The 24,418-nt window shown below is 60.1% G+C and carries 12 protein-coding genes and 5 pseudogenes; 7 read left to right on the forward strand and 10 right to left on the reverse strand.

The features are described from left to right. Positions 1 to 332 precede the first annotated feature (332 nt). On the forward strand, positions 333 to 1,082 hold the full coding sequence (locus tag J2R78_RS09205) for a hypothetical protein (RefSeq protein ID WP_057018235.1): 750 nt from the start codon (positions 333 to 335) through the stop codon (positions 1,080 to 1,082). A gap of 60 nt (positions 1,083 to 1,142) precedes the next feature. Next, the gene (locus J2R78_RS09210; RefSeq protein ID WP_069280069.1) at positions 1,143 to 1,862 is read left to right on the forward strand and encodes a hypothetical protein; all 720 of its coding nucleotides are present in this window, start codon (positions 1,143 to 1,145) and stop codon (positions 1,860 to 1,862) included. A 109-nt stretch (positions 1,863 to 1,971) separates the two neighbouring features. Here the strand turns inward: J2R78_RS09210 and J2R78_RS09215 are convergent. Both J2R78_RS09215 and J2R78_RS09220 read right to left on the reverse strand, forming a co-directional pair. Further along, positions 1,972 to 2,708, reverse strand: a pseudogene (locus J2R78_RS09215) (IS5/IS1182 family transposase); the annotation flags it as partial. Positions 2,709 to 2,902: 194 nt separating this feature from the next. After that, on the reverse strand, positions 2,903 to 3,556 hold the full coding sequence (locus tag J2R78_RS09220; protein ID WP_253588035.1) for an NEL-type E3 ubiquitin ligase domain-containing protein: 654 nt from the start codon (positions 3,554 to 3,556) through the stop codon (positions 2,903 to 2,905). A 159-nt stretch (positions 3,557 to 3,715) separates the two neighbouring features. Here J2R78_RS09220 and istA point away from each other — a divergent pair, with 159 nt between their 5' ends. Together istA and istB are read left to right on the forward strand one after the other, a co-directional pair. Beyond that, positions 3,716 to 5,266, forward strand: coding sequence for an IS21 family transposase (gene istA, locus J2R78_RS09225; protein ID WP_253603962.1), 1,551 nt, complete (start codon positions 3,716 to 3,718; stop codon positions 5,264 to 5,266). Continuing rightward, positions 5,263 to 6,075, forward strand: coding sequence for an IS21-like element ISBj11 family helper ATPase IstB (gene istB, locus J2R78_RS09230; RefSeq protein WP_253603964.1), 813 nt, complete (start codon positions 5,263 to 5,265; stop codon positions 6,073 to 6,075). The genes istA and istB overlap by 4 nt, the downstream gene beginning before the upstream one ends. Positions 6,076 to 6,371: 296 nt before the next feature. Here istB and J2R78_RS09235 read toward each other — a convergent pair whose 3' ends face one another. The 3 genes from J2R78_RS09235 to J2R78_RS09245 form a co-directional block, all read right to left on the reverse strand. Next, positions 6,372 to 7,010, reverse strand: coding sequence for a hypothetical protein (locus J2R78_RS09235; RefSeq protein ID WP_245314102.1), 639 nt, complete (start codon positions 7,008 to 7,010; stop codon positions 6,372 to 6,374). 368 nt (positions 7,011 to 7,378) lie between these two features. After that, a complete protein-coding gene (locus tag J2R78_RS09240) occupies positions 7,379 to 7,624 on the reverse strand; it encodes a hypothetical protein (RefSeq protein WP_253603966.1) in 246 nt (81 codons plus the stop codon). Positions 7,625 to 7,748: 124 nt separating this feature from the next. Beyond that, a complete protein-coding gene (locus J2R78_RS09245) occupies positions 7,749 to 9,410 on the reverse strand; it encodes a hypothetical protein (RefSeq protein WP_253603968.1) in 1,662 nt (553 codons plus the stop codon). A 2,100-nt stretch (positions 9,411 to 11,510) separates the two neighbouring features. Between J2R78_RS09245 and J2R78_RS44995 the strand changes: the two genes are divergently transcribed. Then, positions 11,511 to 12,047 carry a helix-turn-helix domain-containing protein gene (locus tag J2R78_RS44995; protein ID WP_309144993.1) on the forward strand — a complete coding sequence of 179 codons (537 nt, stop codon included), beginning with the start codon at positions 11,511 to 11,513 and terminating at the stop codon, positions 12,045 to 12,047. Here the strand turns inward: J2R78_RS44995 and J2R78_RS09255 are convergent. Then, positions 11,938 to 12,537: pseudogene (locus tag J2R78_RS09255) on the reverse strand (IS66 family transposase); the annotation flags it as partial. The gene J2R78_RS44995 and the pseudogene J2R78_RS09255 overlap by 110 nt on opposite strands. On the opposite strand from J2R78_RS09255, the pseudogene J2R78_RS09260 reads away from it, so the two are divergent. Next, positions 12,536 to 12,950 (forward strand): annotated as a pseudogene (locus tag J2R78_RS09260) (IS66 family transposase zinc-finger binding domain-containing protein); the annotation flags it as partial. The pseudogenes J2R78_RS09255 and J2R78_RS09260 sit on opposite strands and share 2 nt — an antisense overlap. On the opposite strand, the pseudogene J2R78_RS09265 reads toward J2R78_RS09260, so the two are convergent. From J2R78_RS09265 to J2R78_RS09275, 3 genes and pseudogenes are all read right to left on the reverse strand, one after another. Further along, positions 12,947 to 13,381, reverse strand: a pseudogene (locus J2R78_RS09265) (transposase); the annotation flags it as partial. The pseudogenes J2R78_RS09260 and J2R78_RS09265 overlap by 4 nt on opposite strands. 146 nt (positions 13,382 to 13,527) lie before the next feature. Then, entirely contained in the window at positions 13,528 to 20,262 is a 6,735-nt protein-coding gene (locus J2R78_RS09270) for a shikimate kinase (RefSeq protein ID WP_253588038.1), read from the reverse strand. Positions 20,263 to 20,704: 442 nt separating this feature from the next. Beyond that, on the reverse strand, positions 20,705 to 21,121 hold the full coding sequence (locus J2R78_RS09275) for a hypothetical protein (RefSeq protein ID WP_253588039.1): 417 nt from the start codon (positions 21,119 to 21,121) through the stop codon (positions 20,705 to 20,707). A 356-nt stretch (positions 21,122 to 21,477) separates the two neighbouring features. On the opposite strand from J2R78_RS09275, the pseudogene J2R78_RS09280 reads away from it, so the two are divergent. Further along, positions 21,478 to 22,751: pseudogene (locus J2R78_RS09280) on the forward strand (IS256 family transposase). A gap of 143 nt (positions 22,752 to 22,894) precedes the next feature. Here the strand turns inward: J2R78_RS09280 and J2R78_RS09285 are convergent. Further along, a complete protein-coding gene (locus J2R78_RS09285) occupies positions 22,895 to 24,241 on the reverse strand; it encodes an IS5 family transposase (RefSeq protein ID WP_253603970.1) in 1,347 nt (448 codons plus the stop codon). Between the last annotated feature and the right edge of the window lie 177 nt (positions 24,242 to 24,418).

Here is a 24,418-nt window from a genome sequence, read left to right on the forward strand (position 1 = left end):
ATGTCATGCTGGTCAAAGAGCTGGAACTGTGCAGTTGATGGTGATCGCGATGGCCATCACCTGCGCAGAGGCGACTCTTCGACTAATTGCTCTTTCAGCTCCTCACAAACCTCACGTGAAGCACGATCACGGGTGATTAGCTGCTGTTCTCGACTGCATCGCCGCTGCAATCAAAAACGCTCTGATGGCTTGACGTTGGTAAACTTCATCAGTTGCGCCGCTCTCGGATCGAAGAATCTATTGCCCCTTCTTTCTGCCATGTTCACACCCAAAACAGAGACTCGCCGTTTGCGCACTTCGCGCGGCGATAGCGAGTGTCTCAGGAGAATTCCATGGTGAAGCCAGTTGTGATTGTGGTGGGCGCAGACAAAGGAGGAGTTGGCAAGACGACCGTGTCACGGACGCTCCTTGACTACTTCAATGTCAATAACGTGCAAACACGCGCATTCGACACGGAATCGCCGCGGGGAACGCTGAAGCGCTTCTATCCCGCAATCACCGAGATCGTCGATATGACGACGACTGCGGACCAGATGAAGATCTTCGATACCCTAAATTCAGGACTGTCCGTCACTGTCATCGACGCTCGGGCCGGCTTGCTATCCACAGCGTTGGCCTCCTTGCGCGACATCGGCTTTTTGGATTCGGCCCGGTCCGGCCAGATCACCTTCGCCGTATTCCATATCCTGGGATCATCCATCGCTTCGCTGGACGAGATCGCCGAGACCGCAACTTTCATGGGCGGCGCAAAGTACTATCTGGTCAAGAACTTCATCAACGACACTCAGTTCTTCCAGTGGGACCAATCGACCTATAGTTCCTATTTTCATCGTATCAAGCATGCGACCGAATTGACCATACCGAAGCTCAACGAGATGGCCTATGAGCAGGTCGAAGTCGCTTCTGTCCCTTTCGTAGACTTCGTCGCCAATAAGGGGCGGAACGATGAGCCGGCGAACAACTCCTTCGTGCTGCGCGGCTATGTACGGCACTGGTTGGCAAATGTCTGGAGCGAATTTGATCGCATCAACCTGACGGAATTGGCCGGCGCCAAGTCAGCAGTCCGGAGTGCCGAGAAGTAATCGCATTATCGACGAGCGACGGGTTGAGCCCAAGCACGAAGCGAGATTGATCTGCTGGCTATGTTAGCGACACCCATCTACATCATCTGCTCTCCTAGCCCGCAGGTCGGCAAAACCCTCGTCGCTCGCCTTGTGAGCGAGTACTTGCTGCTGAAAAATGGCACGGCGCTCTCCTTCGATGTCAATCTGAAGGAGCCGTCGTTGCTCGATTACCTTCCTAACATCACGGAGACCGCAGATGTGATCGATACTTATGGCAAGATGCAGCTGATGGACCCGCTGATCATTCACGATCGGGTAGCCAAGGTGATCGACCTCGGCTTCCACGCCTTCGACGAGTTTTTCAAGATGTGCGAGGAGATCGGCTTTATGAAAGAGACTGCGCGCTGCCATGTCGTGCCTATCATCCTCTTCGTTGCGGGCGCTGACCGCATCTCCTTTCGTGGCTATGAAATGCTGCGGCGGCAGATTCCTCCGGCGTCGCTGGTCACCGTCCACAATGAATTCGTGCTGTGCGGAGGATTACCTGAAGCGATGGACACAGAGCGGGTGCTTCGAATTCCCGCGCTGCCCCTGTTTCTAAAGAGATATATAGACCGACTTAGCTTTTCTTTTACCGGATATCTGCGCAACGAAAAGGACTGGTCCTCCGAGCTGCATCAGTGGATCCGACGAAATTACACCATGTTTCGCGATTTGGAATCGAGCGTGATGCTGCGGGGGCCTTATCGATCTCGGGCGACGAATATCGAGAGCCTGCGGCGCGCCAGGGTAACTTGAAGTTCCCGCTCGCCATCTATGTCGATAGGGTGCGTGATCGAATGCAATTGCGATAAGGATTCCATCTCGATTATGCGGTCGTCCGTGAAGATCCGGTGCAGCGCCCGGCTCAAGCGATGTTGTGACCCGGGACGGTTTCGACGAGGGCGCGGATGACGCGCAAAAGCTCTGCCAGCCATCGGAGGAGCAGTCCGAAGTTGTCGCCGGCGGCGGCAAGGACGACGTTGATGCGGTCGTCGAGGGCGACCTTTGAGATGGTTGCGCTCCGTGCGATGTTCGCCCTTGACGTAGCTGATAACGGGCTCGATAGCCGCGCGACGCTTCATCTCGCAACGAATGGAAGCGGTGACGCGGCGGACCTGGCCCGAGATCCAGACCCTGAGCCGATGCGGGTGCTTGTGACCATGATGCCACTTTGTCGCGTGGATGCGGCGAGTCTCCACGCCGGTGAGCTTCTCCATGTCGGCAATGACAAGGCCGAGCGTGCGCCCGTCGAAGAGATTGCCATGCAATGCCTTGGCAAGGAGGAGGAACTGTCTGCCCTTCGGAGACGTCAAAGGGTGGCGATACTAACCCTGCAGCCGACTCGTAAGGAGCGCGGGCTTTGCCCTTGCCGTTGCGCTCTACCTCCGGCGCATGTAACGCATAGATCTTTGGACCGCGCTGATGCTGATCCTGGCTGCGCACCCCGCTGCACTAAGCCGAAGCAGTGGGCCCAAGCGAGCTTACAGCATTGTATCATCACCAATCTTGCAGATGAGCGTGAGTATAGCAGTCGATCATGATGGCTGCGCGCTTAGCGAGGCGTAGATAGCTCTGGCGCAACAGCACACAAATGTGCTTGGCGCCGCCCGCACGCATCGTCGCGCGCTCTTGGCTGCTTGAGAACTCCGGACAACCTGTCTAATCCTGATCGCTCATACGGCACCAATATGCGGAAGACCCTGATTGCCTGGCTCCGCCTACCTAGATTGCCCCGCCGTAGTGACACCCGCCGATAGGAAGAATCGAACTGGCAGGCCCTGGAATTGAATGCGGCTTCACAGTTGGAGGCCGCGCTCAGTAAGCACCTGGCGCATTAGCCCGCCCTTGATCTCGCTGGCGATCTCATTTGAGATGTCGGGTCCGAGCAACCGCTCGGCGTCCTCGTCGCCGATCAGTTGAAGTTCGGCTTGCAGCGATTCGACCTTCTTGCGGGCAATCCCCTCCAGCGCGTCCAGGCGGAACATGACCCGGCCCAGATCGATCAGATCGGCAAGGCGACCGTCATTATCATAGACGCCATTCTTGACGTCCTCGATCATGCGTGCGTTTTGCATCGCGTTCCAGGTCAACGTGACCCGATCTTCGCACGTTTCACTGGCGTCAAGGGCCAGGTCGAAATACTGCTCGCGCAAGTTGCTGTTCTCCGCGGCCTGCCGCAGATCATTAATCACCGTCCGCCGGAACTCCTGATCGCTAGAGCTCACTGTTCTCGACAGCCGGTCGAGGAACCGCGCGTATTCCGGGGCTCCCCGTTCTTGTTCGAAGCACTGCCAGGCGGCCATTACCGATGGCTCGGCCTCGAGCCAGTCCGCGACAACCTCTTGCAGAGACCGCGGCTGGACTTCCACAGCTCCTTCGGCGATCGAGAAAAAGACCTGCGGACCCGCATAACCTGCGGCATGTATCGCTGTCGCCAGGCCGGCCTGCATGCCGCGCGGCAATCAGGATGGAAGCAAAGCGTCAATCAGGATGAGAGAGCGTCGCCGAGCTCGTGACGCAGGGAGGGCGTAGCCCGACCGGAGTTACGAGCTCGGCGACGGCGCGATCCACAAGGGACCGCGCCGTCTGGTGATCGCGGCCGGCTGGTTATGCAAGTGGTTCTTCCGCCAAGAGGAATCACTCGCTTGCCAGGCCGTCACATTACCGATCACCAGATGAGGCTCTACATGAAGTACCGTCAGACCGATACCCCGCCCGTGGCCGCCGCCAAGGCGTCGTTCAGCACGTCAACCGCCTACCGGATTGAGAAGGATCCTCGCCTGCCATCGCGGAAGAAGGGAGCCCGCGGCAGCCGCCGGCCAGATCCCTTGGCCGGCGTGTTTGAGGCCGAGGTGGTGCCGATGCTGAAGGCCGCCCCCGGCGTGCGGCCGATTGCGATCTTCGAGGAGATCTTGCGACGCCATCCTGAACTCGGGAGCGGAATCCGCCGCACGCTGGAGCGCCGGATCCGCGCCTGGCGGGCGATCCACGGCGAGGAGCAGGAGGTGATCTTCCGCCAGATCCACGAGCCCGGCCAGGTCGGCCTCTCCGACTTCACCGACATGGGTGAGCTCGGGGTCAGCATCGCTGGCATGCCGCTCGATCATCGCCTCTATCACTTCCGGTTGGCCTATTGCGGATTCGAGCACGCCCATGTCGTGCTCGGTGGCGAGAGCTTCGTCGCATTGGCCGAAGGGCTGCAGAATGCCCTGTGGTCGCTCGGCGGCGCGCCGCGGGAGCATCGGACCGACAGCCTGTCGGCCGCCTTCTGCAATCTCGACCGCAATGCGCGGGACGATCTGACCCGGCGGTACGAGGACCTCTGCGCCCATTACGGCATGCGGCCCTCTCGCAACAATCGCGGCATCGCCCACGAGAACGGGGCGATCGAGAGCTCGCATGGCCATCTCAAGCGGACGATCGCCGATGCGCTGCTGTTGCGCGGCACTGCCGACTTCGATGATCTCGCCGCCTACCGCGGCTTCATCGACGAGATCGTCAGCCGCCGCAATGCCCGCAACGCCAAGCGGATCGACCACGAGCGCGCCACCCTGCAGGCGTTGCCAGATCGCCGCACCTCGGACTACGAGGAGGTGATTGTCCGCGTAACGTCAAGCGGCGGCTTCACCTTGCGCAAGGTGTTCTACACCGTGCCGTCACGCCTGATCGGCCACCAGCTGCGGGTGCGCCTTTACGACGATCGTCTCGACGTGTTCGTCGGCGGCACCCATCTCGTCACCCTGCCGCGTGGGCGGCCGCATCCCAACGGCAAGCACGACCAGGTCGTCGATTATCGGCACGTGATCCATTCCTTGCGGCGGAAGCCAATGGCGCTGCTCAATCTGGTCTACCGCGATCGGCTGTTCCCGCGCGAGGCCTATCGGAGAACCTTCGATCGCCTGCGCGAACGGCTGTCGGACAGGAAAGCCTGCCGGCTCATGGTCGATCTGCTGGCGCTGGCGCACGAGCGCGGCTGCGAGGCCGAACTCGCCGGTCAGCTCGCCGCCGACCTTAACGCTGGCCAACTGCCCGACCTTGGACGGCTGTGCGCCCACTTCGCGCCCGATCCTGCCTGCGTGCCGCAGGTCATGGTGCAGCTTGCCCCGCTCGCCAGCTATGAGTGCCTCGTCGGCGCCAGCCAGATCGGAGACGCCGCATGAACACGGCCAACACCGTCGACACCGCGCGCCTCAATCTGTTGCTCAACGAGCTGCGGCTGCCCGCCATCAAGGTGCTGTGGCCACAGTTCGCCGAACAGTCCGACAAGGAAGGTTGGCCAGCGGCCCGCTTCCTCGCCGTCATCGCCGAGCACGAGATCGCCGAACGCGGCCGCCGTCGCATCGAGCGCCATCTCGTCGAGGCGCGGCTGCCGGCCGGAAAGACCTTCGACAGCTTCGACTTCGAGGCCGTGCCGATGATCTCCAAGGCGCAGGTGACCGCGCTCGCCGCTGGCGATGGCTGGGTCGGCAAGGGCGCCAATTTGCTGCTGTTCGGTCCGCCCGGCGGCGGCAAGAGCCACTTGGCGGCAGCGATCGGCCTCGCCCTGATCGAGAACGGATGGCGGGTCCTGTTCACCCGCACCACCGATCTCGTGCAGAAGCTCCAGGTGGCGCGGCGCGAGCTCAACCTCGAGGCCGCCATCAACCGCCTCGATCGCTTCGATCTCCTGATCCTCGATGACCTCGCCTACGTCACCAAGGACCAGGCCGAGACCAGCGTGCTGTTCGAGCTCATCAGCGCGCGCTACGAAAGGCGCTCGATGCTGATCACCGCCAATCAGCCCTTCGGCGAATGGAATAGGGTCTTCCCGGACCCCGCCATGACGCTCGCCGCCATCGATCGCCTCGTTCACCACGCCACCATCATCGAAATGAACGTCGAGAGCTATCGCAGGCGCACCGCGCTCGAGCGAAAACGCGGCCCAGGGCGGCCACCGTCGCACGCGACACCAAAAATACTCGCTGATTGACGCTCCGCGTCAATCAGAGCCAACAAAACTCTTGCGCGCGACAATCATCGCGGCAATCATCACCTCGCTTGCGACACCGACTCGCCATCCTGATTGTCGCGCGCTTCCCAGCCAGATTGTCGCGCTATAGGCCTGCACCCAATCGGGGAGCGGGTTATTCTCCAGATCAACACTCGAGTCATGACTTAGCTGTGTCAGGCAGGGTCTCGGGTACGCTGGTTAGCTGGTTGTTGCTGGCGCCGAGCCATAGCAGTTCAGGAGGCACCGTTTCGGGCAGACTGGTCAGCTCGTTATGGCTAGCGCTGACGCTGGAGCCCGGCTGGAAGCTCGGGCAGACTGCTCAGGCGGTTGCCGCTAGCGTCCAGTTCCTCAAGCGTCGCCGGAAGGCGATCAGGCAGACTGGCCAGCTGATTGTTATCGACGTTCAGGCGCCGCAACCCGGGCGGTAACTGTGCCGGCAGGTTGGTCAGCCCGTTGCTGATGACATATAGCCGTCGCAGGCCAGCAGGCAGCTCAGGTAGGTTGGTCAAGCGATTATTGCTGGCATAGAGCCGCCGGAGACCAGCCGGAAGGTCCGCGGGAAGGCTGTTCAGTTGATTGTCATCGACGTTCAGGCGACGCAGCCCGGCCAGGATCGGTCCAGACAAGGAGGTCAGGGACAGCGATGACAGATCCAGGGCCTCATTGAGGTCGCCCGTCTGCCGCCAATCCATCGTTCGACTTACCGCCTGTTGACGATTCTCATGTTGCCCCTGCCCGTCTTCGGCAGCCCAGTCCGCCAAGGTCTCATGCTGCCGGCTGGATGCCTCATTGGCGAATGCCAGCGCATCCGTCAGGGCTTCGCGCCACTGCATCGTGGCCAGAGACCCCGGCTCGGACGTTTCCGAATCGGAAGTTTCGGAAGGAGAGCCTGAGCCAAGTTGTTCTGTATTCATCGACGCCGTTTCTTCCTGTCCAAATGAAGCGAATGCGTGCGGAGCCGCACCTTTAAGCTGTCAGGCCTTACCATGGTTGGCGTGCTCATCAGCTGATGACAAAGCCGGCGATCAAAGCGCGGTCACGACCCGCGATCGGCACAAACGTCCAGCCGGTCTTTTCGGCCGGGCGACTATGTCTTCCTGGATGACGAACTCCCACCTATTCCGACATCGGGCGGCGAGGACCGATCCTCGCCAGATCGACTCACGTTTCCGCAGGCTTCGGCCAACGAAAGCTGACCACTGGCTCTTGCCGGAAGGCCTTTTCGGTTGAACAATTGAACAGCTGCATCTGCAGATGCGATGGAATTCCTTAGACCTCGACCTCAATGTAGTAGATCCGCGCCGCGACCGACAAACTCGAGCACCGAATGCGCCTCGTTGATCTCACGTGAGACGCGCTTCAATATCCGGATTGCCACCTCTTCCGTCGCGATCAGCCCCGCTTTCTCGCAGGCCAAGCCGAAATGATGCATCACCTGTTCATAGGAAGGCGCGACACGATTCTGCAACAAGCTGATCGTCAATGATGAGAGCATCTGCTCGACGATATCCTTCTCAGCCTGGACCAAGAACTACATCCTCCTGATTTTTTTTCGGTTCTGTGAACTGTAGACGCCGCCGACGGCATCACGAGAGCATCTCTGCGTAGATTGTCGTATTGCGACGTCGCCGCATCATGCGCGTCGAACACGGCTAGGAAGAGATTTCTTTGGTCGATTGCCTCTTTTGGTTGGCCCACTTCTCCCCCGTACGAGGCTGGGTCGCTTCACTTTGTATGAGTTGCAGCTCCCCGATGATCTTCGCTATCGCCTCATGGCCCGTAGCGCCTTGCGGCCATCTGCTGAAGTCATCCAACAGACTCTCCGATTCCGGCTTGGTAAAGTCAAAGAACCGAACACCGCGGCCAAGGACCTCATTAACGATCGCAATCGTGGCTTGCCGAGCCGCGCTCTCCTGCGGCCATCTGTTGAAACCGATCACCAGGCCCCTGAGGTCCTGGGTGGTAAAGTCTGAGAGCCCCGTCCTCCGCCCGGCGCGGCGAAGGACTTCGCCCGCGAGTACAACGGTCACTTGACCACAGGGCAGCTCCTCCGGCCAATTGCTGAAGCCGTTCACTAAGTTCGCTAGTCCCTGTTGTGAAAACTCGCAGAGCTGAGTGGCACGGCGCAGAACCTCACGAGCGAGTGCGACTACTGCGCGGCAAAACGCCGGCTCTTCCGGCCACTTGCTAAAACCGTTCACCAGGTTCGTCAGCCCCTGCTGAGTAAGATCGGGGAGTTGGGCTGCACGCCAAAGTACCTCACCAGCGATCGCGACTGTCGCCTTACGACATGTCGCATCGTCAGGCCACTTGCAAAACCCGTTCACCAGGTTCGCCAGTCCCTGTTGACTATAATGAGGAAGCTGGTCAGCACGGCGCAGCAGCTCACTTGCAATCGCGACTGTGGCCTGACGAGAGACTGCCTCATCCGGCCATTTACTGAAGCCATTCACCAAATTTGCTAGATCTTGCTCGCTAAGCTCAGGAAATTGGGTGACCCGTCCAAGGACTTCGCCTGCGATCGCAATCGTGACTTGACCACAGGCCAGCTCTTCCGGCCACTTGCTGAAGCCGTTCACCAGGATGGCTAATCCCTGCTGAGGAAATTCGCAGAGCCTGCCGGAACGACGCAGAATTTCGCGTGCAAGCACGGCTGCCGCCTTGCATGAGGCCGCCTCATCCGGCCATTTGCTGAATCCGTTGACCAGGCTCACCAATCCTTGCTGTGTAAAGTCAGAGAGCTGGTGATGGCGGCCTGAGCGCCGAATGACATCGCCCGCGATTGCAACCGCCGCCTGGCGAAAATCTGCTTCTTCCGGCCATTTACTGAAGCCGTTTATCAGCGCCGCCAGGCTTAGGTTGTTCAACTCTTGAAGCGGCCTGCTTTCGTCGCGACAGAACTTAGCTATTCTGATTGCCCCTTTGCGACATTCCGCTCTGTTGGAGTGCCGACCGAATGATGCTGCAAATATGGAAAGCGCCCTTATTCCGATTTTCCCAATCAGCGCATGTTCAAGCAGCGACAGACGACAAGCTATTCTCTCGCAAGCGTCCCGGCCGGCCTGACCTCCCGCCTTTCGGCTCACCGCATTGCACGTCGTGGCATAGCCCCACGACTTCCCGGCACGGATGCTTTCCTCGAAATTTGGCAGGAACCTAGATTGAAACTCAAGGGCTGCCTGTTGCAAAAAGACTGGATGGTCCGTCTTGCGCAGCTGCCTATCGCGCGCAACCACCACAGTTGAGAATTCAACGATGTCGCGAGCACGATCGATTTCGGTTAGCGCCGCGGTCAGATTGGCTTGAGCAGACATGGGATCTTCCGAGCTTTCGCCGCAGCGCCTTGTGCGGCCACGAGCTCAATGCGACCGGTTTTCGCTTCTGGCTGATAGTAACCGCCTATGCAGTTTAGGCATCTGCTTGCGACAGCGGGGCGGTTCACCGAAGGCGCTCTCACTGCGCAACGAGAAATGCGGTTGCAACCGCTGTCAGCAATTTTACGCACATCATTCCATTACCTCGTGGCATATCGCGACTCCGGTGTTGCAGCGCAACTGATAACGGCGAACACGGCATCATCCCAGCCGATCGATGCACCTACTCGCCCCTGGCCGCGAGTGAGACAATCGGCACAGGAAGCTCGCCTGCCGGATGATATTGACTCACTCGACGGTCACCCCAGCCTGCCTTTGTCTTTACGGCTTTACATCCTACAACCTGACGCAGCGTGGGGTTCAAGCCATTAAATGTTGGCTTGCACTTTGCACGACCCACGATCGCAATGACTATCAGTGGAAGCCTTATTCAGCTCAAACGACTTCAACTGAGATTCTTCATCTGAGATCCCAAGCTCGCTCTTGCATTTCGTCGATCGATTCGCGCGCATGATATCGCGGTAGAACTCGTCTTTTCTATGGGGGACAATACTTGCGCCACGCCATTTCCATGATGTCGGTGAGCGCGCGTCCCTTCCCATTGAGAAGACGATTACGATCGTCCGCCGACAAGCGCGGGAACGGCAAGCGCAATGAAGCTGCGAGATAGCGTACGCCGCTCGAGGTCAACATCGCTATGCTTGCAGTCGCGAGCTCCCGCTCTGATCCCCTGCGGAGCGCAGGAATTCCGCAACTCGCACGATTGTAACGCAGAAAAACCGCAACGATCCGCGGCAAATTCCGGTCGCGCACTTAGCGCAAAGTGATATCGCTTGATAGGAGCCTTGAATACATCGAATCGTTCGCCACATGCGCCGGGCAATGACGGCAAGTCGCACGTTCAGGCGCAGTCCATCGCATGAACGCGGATGCAGCGACTGCGAAGTGCTGAGGCGTACGCGTTGTAATTCCAATGCCAACTGAACCTGCATTTGTGATGACTTCGATTGATGATAGATTAAGTGAAATCAGATGGGTGCGAAACGAGATCTGGCGCTGTCGTAGGCTGCTTAAAGCGGAGCTGCCTCGCGAGGAGAGTGAGGCCGTTGAGAAGCGTCTGCTCGAACAGCTTTTTGCCTTCGAAAGGCTCCTGACGACCGCATTTCCTCTGGTCTTGAGTTCTGGGGTGCACTTAACGAGAACCAGTCCCATCAGTTCTAGCGAATCCATTGAACCGCTCGTTGAGGAGCCCGCAACGGCACCAACCGGTTCCTTCGGAAGCACGATCGGCGCCTAATCCAAGCGGCTTCCCGCGCTCAAGAAGCCCTCCGTTTTCACTCCCGATGCAGGACGATTGGGAGGTTGTTGGCCCCTCGTTTTTTCGATCCGCCCTTTCTCTGCGCCGCGATTGGCATCACCCGGCGACATTCGACACGCAGGAGCTTGAAATTATCCCTCAGGCAAAACATGGCCGCGTCCACATCGCCACGCCCTGTAAAGCGGTCACAGAAGCGCATCACGTCCGGTCTGCAAGACGTCAAGATCTCTTCTGATCTTAGTTCGCGGGCACGAGCGTATCCCGCGCACCACGCAGCTGCGATCGCAATCGAAAAAAGGGCGGTTACATGGCGAGGTACAGGGTAAGTCCAATCCCCTCGTTGTTTCTGTTTCAACAAACCTCTCTTGAGCTGCATACCCTTCACTGTTCCTCCCCGCGAGTATCATCTGTCTGGGAAAAGCAAGTCGCCGCATCAGCGGGAGCGGTCTTCCACTGCGCACTTGGCATCATTGTTGCGGTACTAACGAATCATCGGTGCATCGCACGCACCAAGCTCTCTCGCCAAGCCAACATGGCTGGCAGCATTTGCAGCGCACGCAGCCCACTTTAGGTAATGCGTTAGTTCTTGTGACATTCGCGACGTTAGTTCCCAACATGACATTTCTGCAAAGGCGCCCGATCTTGCTTTGTGCTGCCTACAACCTGCCGCTACGGTAGATTCAAGCATTTTAATCGTCGGGCACGTTCCAACACGTTTCAGGATGAGCATATCCATATTCTTATGGAAGACACTAAGGCGGGCGCTCATCATTCATTGGCAAGGCGGCGACCATACCCAGTTGACGGTCAAAAAGAACAAGATCGGACAGACCCGCTGGACGGTCGAAGCCGATGTCCTCGATCTCGTTCGCGTATTGGCGAGGCAATTATCGGACACAGCAATCGCTGCGATCCTCAATCGGTCCGGCAAGCTGACTGCACATGGTGCGAGTTGGACACGATCCCACGTCTGCAGTCTCCGGAACACCAACAGCATTCCTGTCTACCGCGAAGGTGAACGAGCCGAGCGCGCCGAAGTGACGTTGGATGAGGCCGCCGACATTCTGAGGGTGAGCCGCACGACGGCCTATCGGATGGTCAGCAGTGGCACCCTTCCGGCCCGGCAGCTGTGCGCCGGGGCGCCCTGGATTATCCGGCTCGCCGACCTGCAGCGAGACGCTGTGTGCCGCGAAGCCGATGCCAGACGATCGCATCGTCCGATATCTCGAGATCCGCAACAGAATCTCCTTCCTTTATAAGGGCATCACCAGATGAGCAGTATGACGCGCCAACGTCGCTGCCGGCGAAGAGGCTATTCTTTCTCGTGATTGTTTGTGGCCGGATGGCGCGCTCGACGATGTTGGAGTCGAGCTCGATACGTCCATCGGTCAGGAAGCGTTCGAAGATGGCACGGCGCGAGACGGCATAGCGGATCGCCTCGGCCAATTTTGATTTGCCGGAGATCCGCCGCAAGGTCTGCTGCCAGAGATCGAAGAGATCTGCGACGATCGCCGCGGAGGCTTGCTGGCGCGCGGCAACGCGAGCGTCGGGGCTTTGACCGCGCACGGTTTTCTCGATCTGCCAGAGCTTCGCCATCCGCTCGACCGTCGCCGTTGCCCCTTCTGAGCTCCCCGCAACATGCAGCTCGTAGAACTTGCGTCTGCAGTGTGACCAGCAGCCAGCCAATGTGATGCCATCATTGCCGCGATCGGATCGCGCGAGCTTGTTATAGGCGGCATAGCCATCCAAGGCCTTCGACCGCGCGCGGTTCGGCCGACCATCGGAAAAGCTCGACTCTGCGAATGGCGACGTTGAACAGCAAGCCTTTGCCTTCGAGGAGATCGAGGACCGGCATCGCTGCGATCAAGGCCCGGGTCAGCAAGGGCCGTGCGCAAGCGGATAGCAAGCGTGCACCGCGTCGGCGCAAGGGCTTTGCGCCCCATCTGGAACGGGTCGAGATCGTCATTGAGCCGGAAGAGCTGGCTGAGCATGCCGGCAAGCAGAAAGTGCTGATCGGCGAGGACGTGTCGGAGCGTCTGGATGTGGTGCCGGTCAAGTTCCATGTGATCGTCACGCGCCGTCCCAAGTATGCGTTCAAGAACGCGGACGGCGTGATCCAGGCGCCGGCCCCGGCCCATATCATCGAAGGAGGCATTCCGACCCGCTTGAGGTCTTGGCTGCGTAACGCGCCGGTCTCGTGCGCCACCCGCAAACTCTCGGCCAGCAACAGTTCCAGCTTGTCGCCGAGCCGCTTGCGCCAGTGGCTCAGGTCCGAGCGCTCGTGCGGGAACGCGTGCTGAAAAAACTCTTCGCCGGTGAAGTACTGGAAATACGGGTCGTGGACCCAGCGCTCGCACAGCCCCTCATCGGACAGGCCGTAAATGTGCTTGAGCAACAGCAGCCCGATCATGAAGCGGGTCGCGATGCCCGGCCGACCGTTCTCGCTATAGAGCGGCGCGATCTCGCCGTCGATCCAGTCCCAATCGACCTTGCCGGCGAGTTGAACCAGCTCGTGCTTCATATTGATGATTTGGTCCAGCCTGGCCCGGAACAGATCGCCCGATCCCGTCGTCCTGTGCTTCTTCGGTCGCATCGCCACCTCCGATGCGCCGACGGAATCATGACTGGCGATTCGACGGAATCCTGAAAATGAAATTGCAAGGTTCCGATGCCCGAAGCTTCAAAATCCTGCAATCGCAAAACAGTCCGCAACGACAAATGCGATTCTAGCTCAATTGCTTAGCCGATCTTCACGGACGACTCCTTAACCGAGCCAGATTGCCCAGCGTCTAGCCTGCCACCGGCGCAGAGATAGCCGTGCAGTTCGCTAAGACAAGCATCGGCGCTCTTGAGTTCCCGCCGGGCCTGTGGGGCAATCGTGAGATTGGCGAGCTTATACACAGGATTGCGCTGCTCCATCAGGTCTGTGATCATCTCGTCCCGGTCTGCGGTTTGTATTTTCGGACGGTTGGTGTCGTGTCGCAGGTTGCGCCTGATCACGTCCTCGTTGGTATTAAGCCAGATCGAGACCGCTTTCTCGCCGACACGACGCCGGACTTCTTCGGTCATGAAGGCTCCACCACCGGTTGCGAGCACCAGCGGCCCCCGATCGAGCAGCCGGCTGATCTCGTTCGCCTCGAGATCCCTGAAATGCGCCTCGCCGTCCTCCGCGAAAATCTTGGTTATGGACTTGCCAGCCTTCGCCTCGATCTCTTTATCGGAGTCGACGAACGTCAGCCCCAGCTGCTTTGCGAGTGCACGTCCCACACCGGATTTCCCGGCCCCCATCATACCAACGAGCACGATCGGGCGGTTGTCGAGGGCGCCAACAATCTCTGTTGCGCGAGGCGACCGCGCTGCGCGTGTCGGCCGGGCCACGTTCGACACACGAGCATGGCTAGCGCCAACGCTGTTGCCGGCTTCGGCTTCCCAATGGGGGATCTGTGTGGCCCCCTCGGGGATGACAACCTTGTTGCACGCCCGTCGCACGCGCTCCAGGAGTTGCTCGGCTATAGACTCATCCGGGGGCTCCTCGCTCCCTCGCTGCAGCCGTCTGAGCTTCTGCAGCTCCTTGTACGTGTCATGATTGTCGAGCTTGGCCTTGTAGCTGTCTGCCGTGTGAAACTCGAGCTCAAAACGGTAACCGCCAGGCGTGCCGAACACTGTCTTGATGCCAGCGAAGGTCCGCGATCGCGTCCTGAACCAGTTAGTCGTGCTGACCTCGCTATACCCGCTCTCCTCGAACGCTAGAATGGCTTTCTTGAAGGCACGTGTAAAATCCCTGTCAGAGAATTCGAAGACGTGGCGTACAGCGTTGTTGAAAAGCTGGACGCCGGCCTCAGAGCTGGCCTGGATTCCGGTGAGCTCGTCTGTCATTGAGCTTGGCGATCTAAGACGCTTAGCCAAATGGGGCATCTTCACCTCGATGCCGGCCCCCTTAAGGGCTTCGGCAACCGACATTGCCGTCCGCGTGATGTCCTTCTCTTCGGCTTGAGCGCGGGACGCCTCCATTTGGGCGCGCTGTGCCGCCGCCTCGCGAGTCAACGTGATTGTGGTGGCGACATCTTCGGCAGCAAGCGTTGGAGCCGAGGGTTCGCGCAGAATCCCCCGCTCGGCAGCAAGCTTGATCGAGGCTTGCATGACCGACGCCGCGAGCGTCGGATTGTCATTGAGATCCTCCAAGGCCGCATCGACATCGAAACGACCGTGGTTGAGGATAGCCGCCAAGCTCTTGGTGTATGGAGCCGATTTTAACCCGGGTGTCTGTTGCAACAGGCGCTGAAGGTGCCTGCTCTTGATCATAAAGGTGTAAACGCCAGTGTCGGATTTGTAGGCGTCAGTTCCGACCTTGGTGCCGATGCTCAGCAGATTTTTTGCACTTTGCACGAGGTCGTGCGGCATGTAACCATCCGGTCGGGGCTCGATGCGCGTAGGGTAACGATCGACCAGAAGCTGGACGCGGTCCCGTGGGTGAGCCGTTGCCGGATAGGTCTCGGCAAGCGGCGGAAACAGCTCGCAAAGCTCTTGGCTCATTGCGAGCTGTCTCTCACTCGCAGTGGCGGCTGTTTCGGGCAGGAGTTGAGGCGGAACTTGCTCGTCGAGACCAGCCGCCCACGCCTCGAGTTCGGTGAGAAGCAACTCGGCCGCCTCGAGCGCGACGGGATGGTGTGCCAGCTCAATGTCGTGCCGCGCCTTCTCGAGCTTGTCCCGGACGTCGTGAGCACTAACCTGTTCCTGCTCCAGCAGGCCGCGAATGTCTCGCTTGAGCTCTCGGTCAATGCCTTCGTACGTGCCGAATATGGCACGTTCGGCAAACCACTGCCGGGCTTCATCTGATTGAGCCAGAAAGCCTCGCTGCAGGCCGGTATAAGTTTCCAGAACGTTCCGCGTGGCGGCGAGAATCTGGCTGGCGCGACCGAAATTATAGCGACCGTCCTCAATCGCCGGGGTATGGGATTTTGGCGGCTTGAGCGAGCGGAGGCCGCGAGCTTGCTCCTCTTGGTCGAATTGCCTGACATGCTCGTAAAGCTGCGGCCGGTCGGCAATGATAATGGCCGTATCGCCATCGAAGTCGCCGTCGAGTTTTTTCTGTTCATCAGGCGGGATGGCAACCAGGGACCCCGGAGCGAAGATCTCAGTGGCCTGCAGGATCCCGATACAATCGAGCGCGCTGTCCGCCGTTACGCGGTCCTTGCCCTTGATCCAGCTCGAATGGCACTTGACGTCCTCGGCGGACATCACCAAGCCACGGTCGGCGAAGTCGGCCGGCCACATTTCATCCGGCACCACGATCAGAAGCCCCTTGGCGAAGAAAGTCGGATCATCGACTGCCAGCTTCTCCCCCGACTTCTGGGCGACGTTGAAGCTGTATTGTATGGTCACGCACTGATCGAGAAACGCCGCAGTCGGGTCCCCGTCCGCAGCTGACCTGACGCGATCGGGGGCGAACGGGCGGAGGTTGGGCTTGTCGTAGGGCGATCGCCCGATCAGCACGCCACCACCGGTCAATGTTTCGCTCTTGAGCCTCGGCACATGCAGACAGCCATCAGCGGATGGGACGGCGACGGCGCCCGGACCATTGATATTCGCGGCTGTTACGACGCGAAACAGCTCCTCCGACGTCAGCTCTTGCTTTACCCGACTCTCAAGCCAGCTCATCGCCTTCCGCCGGGCCTCATCCGCTACTTGCTCGCTGCGCGGATAATGTTGCAAGGCCGACGCTGGCAGGGATGCTCTCCTTCCCTCGGCAAAGGCCTGCACGCGGTCAGGACCTTCCTGCTCGCCGGCGCGGCAAACAGCTGGCATAAGCTTGGCCAGCGAGGCCCGGATGAAGCCGCAGCCGTCGTGCGGTCGCAATGCAATGGGTCCGGCCGCCCCCCTCAGCTGGAAGGGATGCTCCTCGTTGGCAGGGCGGTCAGGCAGCAGCGCCAGTTTGAAGGCGCCTTCCAGCGCGGAGTCGTGGGGTGATAGACCTTTGATCGCCGGCGGCGCCGCAAAGCCTCTGCGCTGAGTATAATAATAGGCCTCTTTGAAAGGGGCCCACGCGCGCGACAGCTGCTCGAATGCTGTACCCGGCCCGGTTTCGGCATAGGGAATCGCCAGCAGCTTTCCCCCCGAAAGCTTTGCTTGCTCGTCTGGGGCGCGGGTCGCAATTTGAGACACAGTTAATCGTGGCGGCTTTAACTTGCTGCCGCCGAACAAGTCAATCCGGTATGGAATACCGTTTACATTTACCGTACGCGCCAGCATGAAGGCGCTCGGGGGTGCCGGCAATTGTACCGCGACGACGGGCAGGGCCCCCGAAGTCAGGCGATGGAAAATCGAGTACCGCGTCTCCGGCTCCGTGGCCAACGGCCGCCCATGCATGTCCACGACCGGCAACTGCATCAGTCCCGCCTCACCTTGCGGAGACCTCGGGGCGTGGTCCATGGCTCGCAATACCTGGTGCACGTCGAACACCGACGGAGGACGTTGCGCCTGGATCGCCGCCGCATCCTGCTCCATGAATAAGTCCAGCGCATCCACTGGACTATCCGCCTCGATCTGCGCAATCAGATTCCAGCTCATGCTGGACAGATCGTCTTGAATCAGGTCGCGAGCGCCAGCCAGGATCTCTCTCGTGCCGCACTGCAGCTCTTTCTGCCTGATCCGTAAATCGGGCCTGTCGCCCTCGACATAGGGTGACCTGAACAATCTCTCCAGCACCGCACGAGCCTTGAGCGTCTGATAGATCGATAAAGCGGGGCGGCGGCTCGCAATGGGCCCACGGCTCCGCTCCGCACCGCCCGCGTTCAGATGCGCCTTGATCTTTTGCTCGAGCAAGGGCTGAAGATCGTTAAGCACGTTGAGGGCCTGCCTGCGGTGCCAGCGCAGTGGCTTCTCTGGGCTGCGCGCGAGCGGCAGCAGAGCAGCACTCAGATTACCCATGGTTTCGAGGTTATTCTCGGCGGCAAAACCAGGAGCTGAATGCAATTCAGAGAGCCGACTCAAGCCTGTCGGCGCGAGCAAACCGAGATCATCGAATAGGCCAGCCTTACCCAGAGCCTTGAAAATGTTCGTGATGTTCAGAACCTCAGCCGTCAAGAGGCGATCATCATCATACTGCAGGTAGTGGGCGAGCTTGTGCAACCGATCCTTCGGCAGAGCGGCATCCGTAATCTCCCCACTCTCCTCCGCCCTCCTGATCGTTCGGGACAGAGCGTTGGCGAGCATAGCCAGCTCAGGCGTGGTGAACACACCAAATCGCTGTGCTCCAGCCCCCAATTCGCGCGCGATGTCCATGATGGACTGACAGCACATCGCGTCAGGCCACTTGCTGAAGCCGTTCAGAAGGTGCACCACGTCCTGCGGAGAGAACTTAGAGCGCTGACGCTGACGGGTTTCCCCGGCGATTACTATCGCGGCTTTGCGACAATCCTCACTCTCTGGCCATTTGCTGAAGCCGTTCAACAGGTTTGCCAATCCCTGGGGGGCCAAATCAGAGAGTTCGGCGCGAAGGACCTCACGCGCGATCGCAAACGTGACCTCGCGACAGTCCCGCGCGTCGGGCCATTTGCTGAAGCCGTTCACCAGGTTCGACAGGCTTTGGTGCGTAAACTCTGAGAGTCTGGCGTGACGAAGGACCTTACGCGCGATCGCAAGCGTCGCGTCGCGGGAGTCCTGCGCGTCCGGCAATTTGCTGAAGCCGTTCACCAGCATCGCAAGGTCCTGACGGTCGAAATCAGAGAGTCCGAACTCACTGCGCGCGTCGCGGCGAACGACCTCACCCGCGATCGCAAGCGTGGCGTCGTCACAGTCCGGCGCGTCAGGCCACTTGCTGAAACCGTTCACCAGGTTCGCCAGCTCCTGCGGAGTAAAATCAGAGAACTGGGTACCCCGGCTAACGACCTCGCGCACGATCGCAAGCGTAGCGTCACGACAATCCCGCGCGTCCGGCCATTTACTGAAGCCGTTCACAAGCATCGCCAGGTGCTGGTTGTCAAAATGCCGGGCGCCGCGGCGAAGGACCTCACCCCCGATCGCAACCGTGGCGCCGCGCGGGTCCTGTCCGTCCGGCCACTTGGCGAAACCGTTGACCAGATTTGCCAGTTCCTGCGGTTTGAAATGGAAGAGCTCGACGCGGCGAATGACCTCACGTGCAATCGCAAGCGTAGCATCGCGACACTTCGGCTCGTCCCGCCACTTGCTGAAGCCGTTCGCCAAGTTAGCCAGATTCTGGCGAGTGAATTTAGAGAGCCAGGCATGGCGGTCCCGGCGAAGGACCTCACTCGCGATCGCCAAAGTCGCCTCGCCCGACTCCGTTCCGTCCGGCCACTTGCTCAAGCCGTTCACAAGATTCGCCAGTATCTCCGTGGCAAAATCGGATAGTCCGAACTCACCGCGGACGGCGCGGTGAACGACCTCAGACGCGATCGCAAAACTGCCCTCGCGACAGAGGCGCGCGTCCGGCCATTTGCTGAACCCGTTCACAAGCATCCCCAAATGTTTCTGATCAAAATCAGAGAGCTCGCAGCTGTGACCGGCACGACGGACCACGCGGGCAATAGCTTCCGTGCCTTCACGAGTTTCCGCCTCGCGCGTCCACTTGCTGAAACCGTTCACCAGCAGCGAGATATTTTGGCTATTCGTCGCGCCAAGTACCTTGGGTTCATCACGACAAAACTCGGCAATTCTGATGACTCCATTGCGGCATGTCTTCGACTGCTGATGCCGACCGAATGCTGCCGCGAACAGCGAAAGAGCAGCGGGCTTAAGTTCGCGCAGTAACGAATTGGAAAGCTGCGACACCCGAGATGCCACCGCTTTGCAAGCTTCGAGGCCTTCCTGACCGCCGGCCTCGCGGCTCACAACGTTGCATGCCGTGGCGTAGCCCCAGGATTCCCCGCGGCGGATATCGTCCTCGAAGTGGGTGACAAATTGGCTCCTGAACTGGGCGGCAGCCTTTTGCACAAAGACCGCACGGATCTTCTCGTCCTCCCGCTGCAGCCGCTTGTCATTTTCCACCACTGCACGTGAAAATTCGACAATGTCGCGAGCGAAATAAATGGCGTCCAGAGCGGCGTTACATTGCTGTTGTGAAATCGCAGCTTGCGCGCCCTGCGGGGCGACAAAATCCAGGCGCCGCCGTTTTGGCCCTGCCTCGAGGTCCGATACAGATTGCCTGTACGAGGAAGAGGCACCTCGTGAACTCCTGGACTGATCGGCACAGCGGCTCTCGGCACCGGAACGCGACGAACTTTCTTCGCAATTTGGCGCGCCGCGATGCGCCAAATACCGCAAAGCTGGCTCGTCGACATGCGTATTCACGGAAGGTTCGGTTGACGTACGGCGTTGGGCATCGCTGGCCGAAGTCGGCCTTCCGGCCGAGCCCGCAGCCAGGTCCTGATTTTCAGAGCGCAAGCCCTGCAAGACAGAACTGAACTTCGAGCGATCGTTTCCGCCGCCAAGATCTGCTTCAGGACCGGACCAGTCCATCTCTGATCCGCGGGCTTCCTTCGCTCTCCAGTCGGCTCTCGTCAAAATCAATCTCCCATGCGAGCTAGAATGCGCCGATTCCGACGGTGGCATAGAGGCCTGCGGCGTCGGCCTCAACGACTTTTGCTTCAGAGCGGAGCCCCTTGGCCGCGTTGACAGGACGTCACTCGCCACTAACCTGACGTGCGAGTCAGTTTTGTACGATTGTGCGCTCTAGCGCCGAAGATATGCCCTGGACCTGACGGAAATCTGATTAGCGTACAGCCGACTCGGGATTCATCGGAGTAGTTTCATTGGATTGGTTAAGCCGGATGAGAGTGGTCATAGGCGGTTTGACTTGCGCATGCGCGACGCCATTAGGCTGGCCATCACCGGCTGGCGGTCTTCGACGAACGGGCATCAACCGTGTCCGCGCCATAGGTTGTTTCAGCAGACGAGCGTGTCAGGGCTTCGACGGCGTCAATCGGTAGATTCGGTCGGTCAGGATCGTCCGGCCTAGGTTCCGGGCGCCACTCACAGCGGACTCGCCGCTGATAGTCGGCTTGGTGACATCCGTTTTGGCGGCCACGATTTTGTGCCTCGGCCTCGAACTGTCACCCTGGCCGGCATCGTCGGTGTCAGGCAGGAGACCCAAGCGGCCCAGTCTCTCGACCATTCGGCCGGGAGCGGATTGAGAGCCGTGGGCAAACTTCTCGGGAACGGCGAATGAAACATCGTACGCCGTCTCCTCGGGCACGGCGGACGAGGATGGCCCGGGCTCATTGATGATCCGACTGAATAGATCCTGATCCTCTTGTGTCCAGTTGAACGCTGCTGGAGACCCTGGGGATCCACCGCCGTCGATCTGGTTAAAATCCATACAGCTCTCCTTCTGTTTTGAGAACATAATCTCTTGCAGATCCGCCCGGCTTTTACTGCCACCAGTTCAGTCATAGGTCGCATCAATCGAGAGACGAGAGCCTATGCTAAGAGGCTTGGCTTTCGAAAAGCTGGCGAGGGGGCAAGCCAAACGCACGCTGCAATTGTGGATCACGGCAAAGGTAATGCCGCAGATGCGCGCTTCCCGAAACGAAGTCCAGGCCGTTTGTGATTTCTCGAAGCCGAACACGCTTTCACGGGGATGTCCCGGGTTCTGTTGAATTTCTGAAGAGGTCGGCGTTGCCCACCTTGAGCCGGTAGGCTCGGGGTGCTGATTCCACAAAGGAGAGCAACGCCATGACGAGAGATATCACACCGGCTAGTTGGCCGGCGATCGGGGCTGTGGACGACGCGTTTGCGGAAGTGCGAGCGAGCTTCGATCGGTTCTGCCTTGCGGCAGGGATCGAGGCGCTCGGCACGATGATGGAGGCGGATGTCACGGCGGCCTGCGGGCCGCGCCACGGTCGCGACGCGGCGCGGCGGGCGCACCGTTGGGGCCGAACGCGGGGACGAATCGGTTTCCACGGCGGCAAGATCGAGGTCGAGCGTCCGCGGGTCCGGGGCGTGGACGGCCGCGAGGTCACGATCCCGAGCTGGGAAACGGCGGCGCAGGAGGATTGGCTCGGTCGCTGGGCGATGAACCTGATGCTGATCAATGTGTCGACGCGCCGGTTCGGCCGCGCTGTCCGGCTGCCCGAGGGTGACGTGCCGGCACCGCCCGGATCGGGGGTTTCGAAGTCGGCGGCCTCGCGGAGGTTCGTAGCGCTGTCGGCGGCGCGGCTGGCCGACTTCATGGCTACCGATCTGTCCGCGCTCGACCTTCTGGTGGTCCAAATCGACGGGCTGCATCTCGGCGACGATCTCGTGCTGGTCGCCGCGATCCGGGTTGACGGCGAAGGCAACAAGCATCCGCTGGCTCTGGTGGAGGGGCGACCGAGAATGCCGCAACGGTTCAGGCCCTGCTGGACAACCTGGTCTCGCGCGGGCTCGCCCCGACGGTGCCAAGACTGTTCATCGCCGACGGCGCGAAAGCGTTGTCGAAGGCGATCCGCCGCACCTTCGGTTCGGCCGCTGCGATCCAGCGCTGCCAGATCCACAAGGCGCGCAACATCATGGAACGCCTGCCGAAACAGCATCATGCGGCCACCCGTCGGGTGCTGCGCCAGGCCTGGGAGCTCGATGACGCCGACAAGGCTGAAAAATTGATCCGCAATCTCGCGCGTCGACTCGACCAGCAATGGCCCGGCGTCGCGGCCAGCATCCTCGAAGGCCTCGACGAAATCCTGACTGTCGTCCGGTTGAAGCTGCCGAAGGAACTTCGTCGATTGCTCGCCTGTACCAACATCGCCGAGAACATGATGGGCACCATTCGCCGCGTCACGCGCAACGTCAAACGCTGGCGGGATGCCGGTATGGCCTTGCGATGGGTCGCGGCCGGCATGATCGAGGCCAACAAGGGCTTTCGACGATTGAAGGCGCATAAGCAATTGTCGGTTCTGCGTGCGGCCCTTCAAGCTCACTACGATCGCATGACGATCAAGCCCGTTGCCCACGTCACGAGGGCCGCGTAACATTCATTCCGGCAGCGTCGGCCCGACGTAGTTCAACACCGATCGGGACATCCCCCGCTTTCACACCAGAGGCCGTGGTGCCTGACAGTTCCTCCCAAACGTGCCGGAGTGTCAGCATAGCAGCCAGGAACATTAGTCGTCCGTTAACAAGCGGGGTCGAGGGCGACTGGGGTTGCGAAGGCGGGCCAAAGAGCGATCAGGATGAAGCGCAAGAGCTTCCTGAGCCAGGCGAGGATGCGGCGGAAGTTATGGCCCATGGCTGAGAGGACGACGTTGGCGGCGTCTCCTGGGCGGCCCTTGAGGTAGCGGCGGCCGAGGTGACCTTCGGCCTTCAGGTGTCCGATGATGGGCTCGATGGCGGAGCGGCGGCGCAGCTCGCGCTTGATGACACCGAAGACGCCGCGCTTCTGGCCGGAGATGAAGACGCGACGGGGATCTTGCGCGTCGTGGCCGCGGTATCCCTTGTCGACATAGGCGCGCTCGATCGCACAGCCGGTGAGTGTCTCGGTGCGGTCGATGGCGTCCCGCAAGGTGTGACCGTCGTAGGGGTTATCGGGCAGCGCCTTGGCGTGCAGCACGAACAGGCCCCCAGGAGCACGGCGGTTGTTGGTGACGATGGAGGCCTTCACCCCGAACTCGTAAGGAGCGCTGGCCTTACCCTTGCCGATGCACTCCACCTCCGGAGCATGGAAGGAATACAGCTTCCAGCCGCGCTGGCGCTGCTGCTGCGAACGGATCTGCGTGGCCCGGCTGAGCGGCAGTGCGAACGCGTTCTCGAGCGCTTCCTGCCCTTCGATCTTGCGGCGGATGTCGCGGATGATCCGGCCCAGTCGGCTACGCAGGATGCGCAACTGCCGCTGATGCCGCTTGAATTGCTTGGCATGGGCGTAGCGGGAAGCCATCATTGCCGCGGCCTTGGCAATGCGAAGATAGGATTGTCGCAGCTTGACCCCGTGCTTCCTCGCCAGGCGGTTGAGCCCCTTGATCGCCGCGTGCAGCAGCTTGGCATCGGTCGGGAAGGTGATGGCCTTCGGCTGCACGGTGGTATCGACCGTGACCCGCTTGAGGTCTTGGCTGCGTAACGCGCCGGTCTCGTGCGCCACCCGCAAACTCTCGGCCAGCAACAGTTCCAGCTTGTCGCCGAGCCGCTTGCGCCAGTGGCTCAGGTCCGAGCGCTCGTGCGGGAACGCGTGCTGAAAGAACTCTTCGCCGGTGAAGTACTGGAAATACGGGTCGTGGACCCAGCGCTCGCACAGCCCCTCATCGGACAGGCCGTAAATGTGCTTGAGCAACAGCAGCCCGATCATGAAGCGGGTCGCGATGCCCGGCCGACCGTTCTCGCTATAGAGCGGCGCGATCTCGCCGTCGATCCCGTCCCAATCGACCTTGCCGGCGAGTTGAACCAGCTCGTGCTTCATATTGATGATTTGGTCCAGCCTGGCCCGGAACAGATCGCCCGATCCCGTCGTCCTGTGCTTCTTCGGTCGCATCGCCACCTCCGATGCGCCGACGGAATCATGACTGGCGATTCGACGGAATTCTGAAAATGAAATTGCAAGGTTCCGATGCCCGAAGCTTCAAAATCCTGCAATCGCAAAACAGTCCGCAACGACAAATGCGATTCTAGCTCAATTGCTTAGCCGATCTTCACGGACGACTAATTATTT

The sequence above is a fragment of the Bradyrhizobium sp. USDA 4538 genome (genome assembly GCF_024171045.1).
Taxonomy (GTDB): domain Bacteria; phylum Pseudomonadota; class Alphaproteobacteria; order Rhizobiales; family Xanthobacteraceae; genus Bradyrhizobium; species Bradyrhizobium australafricanum.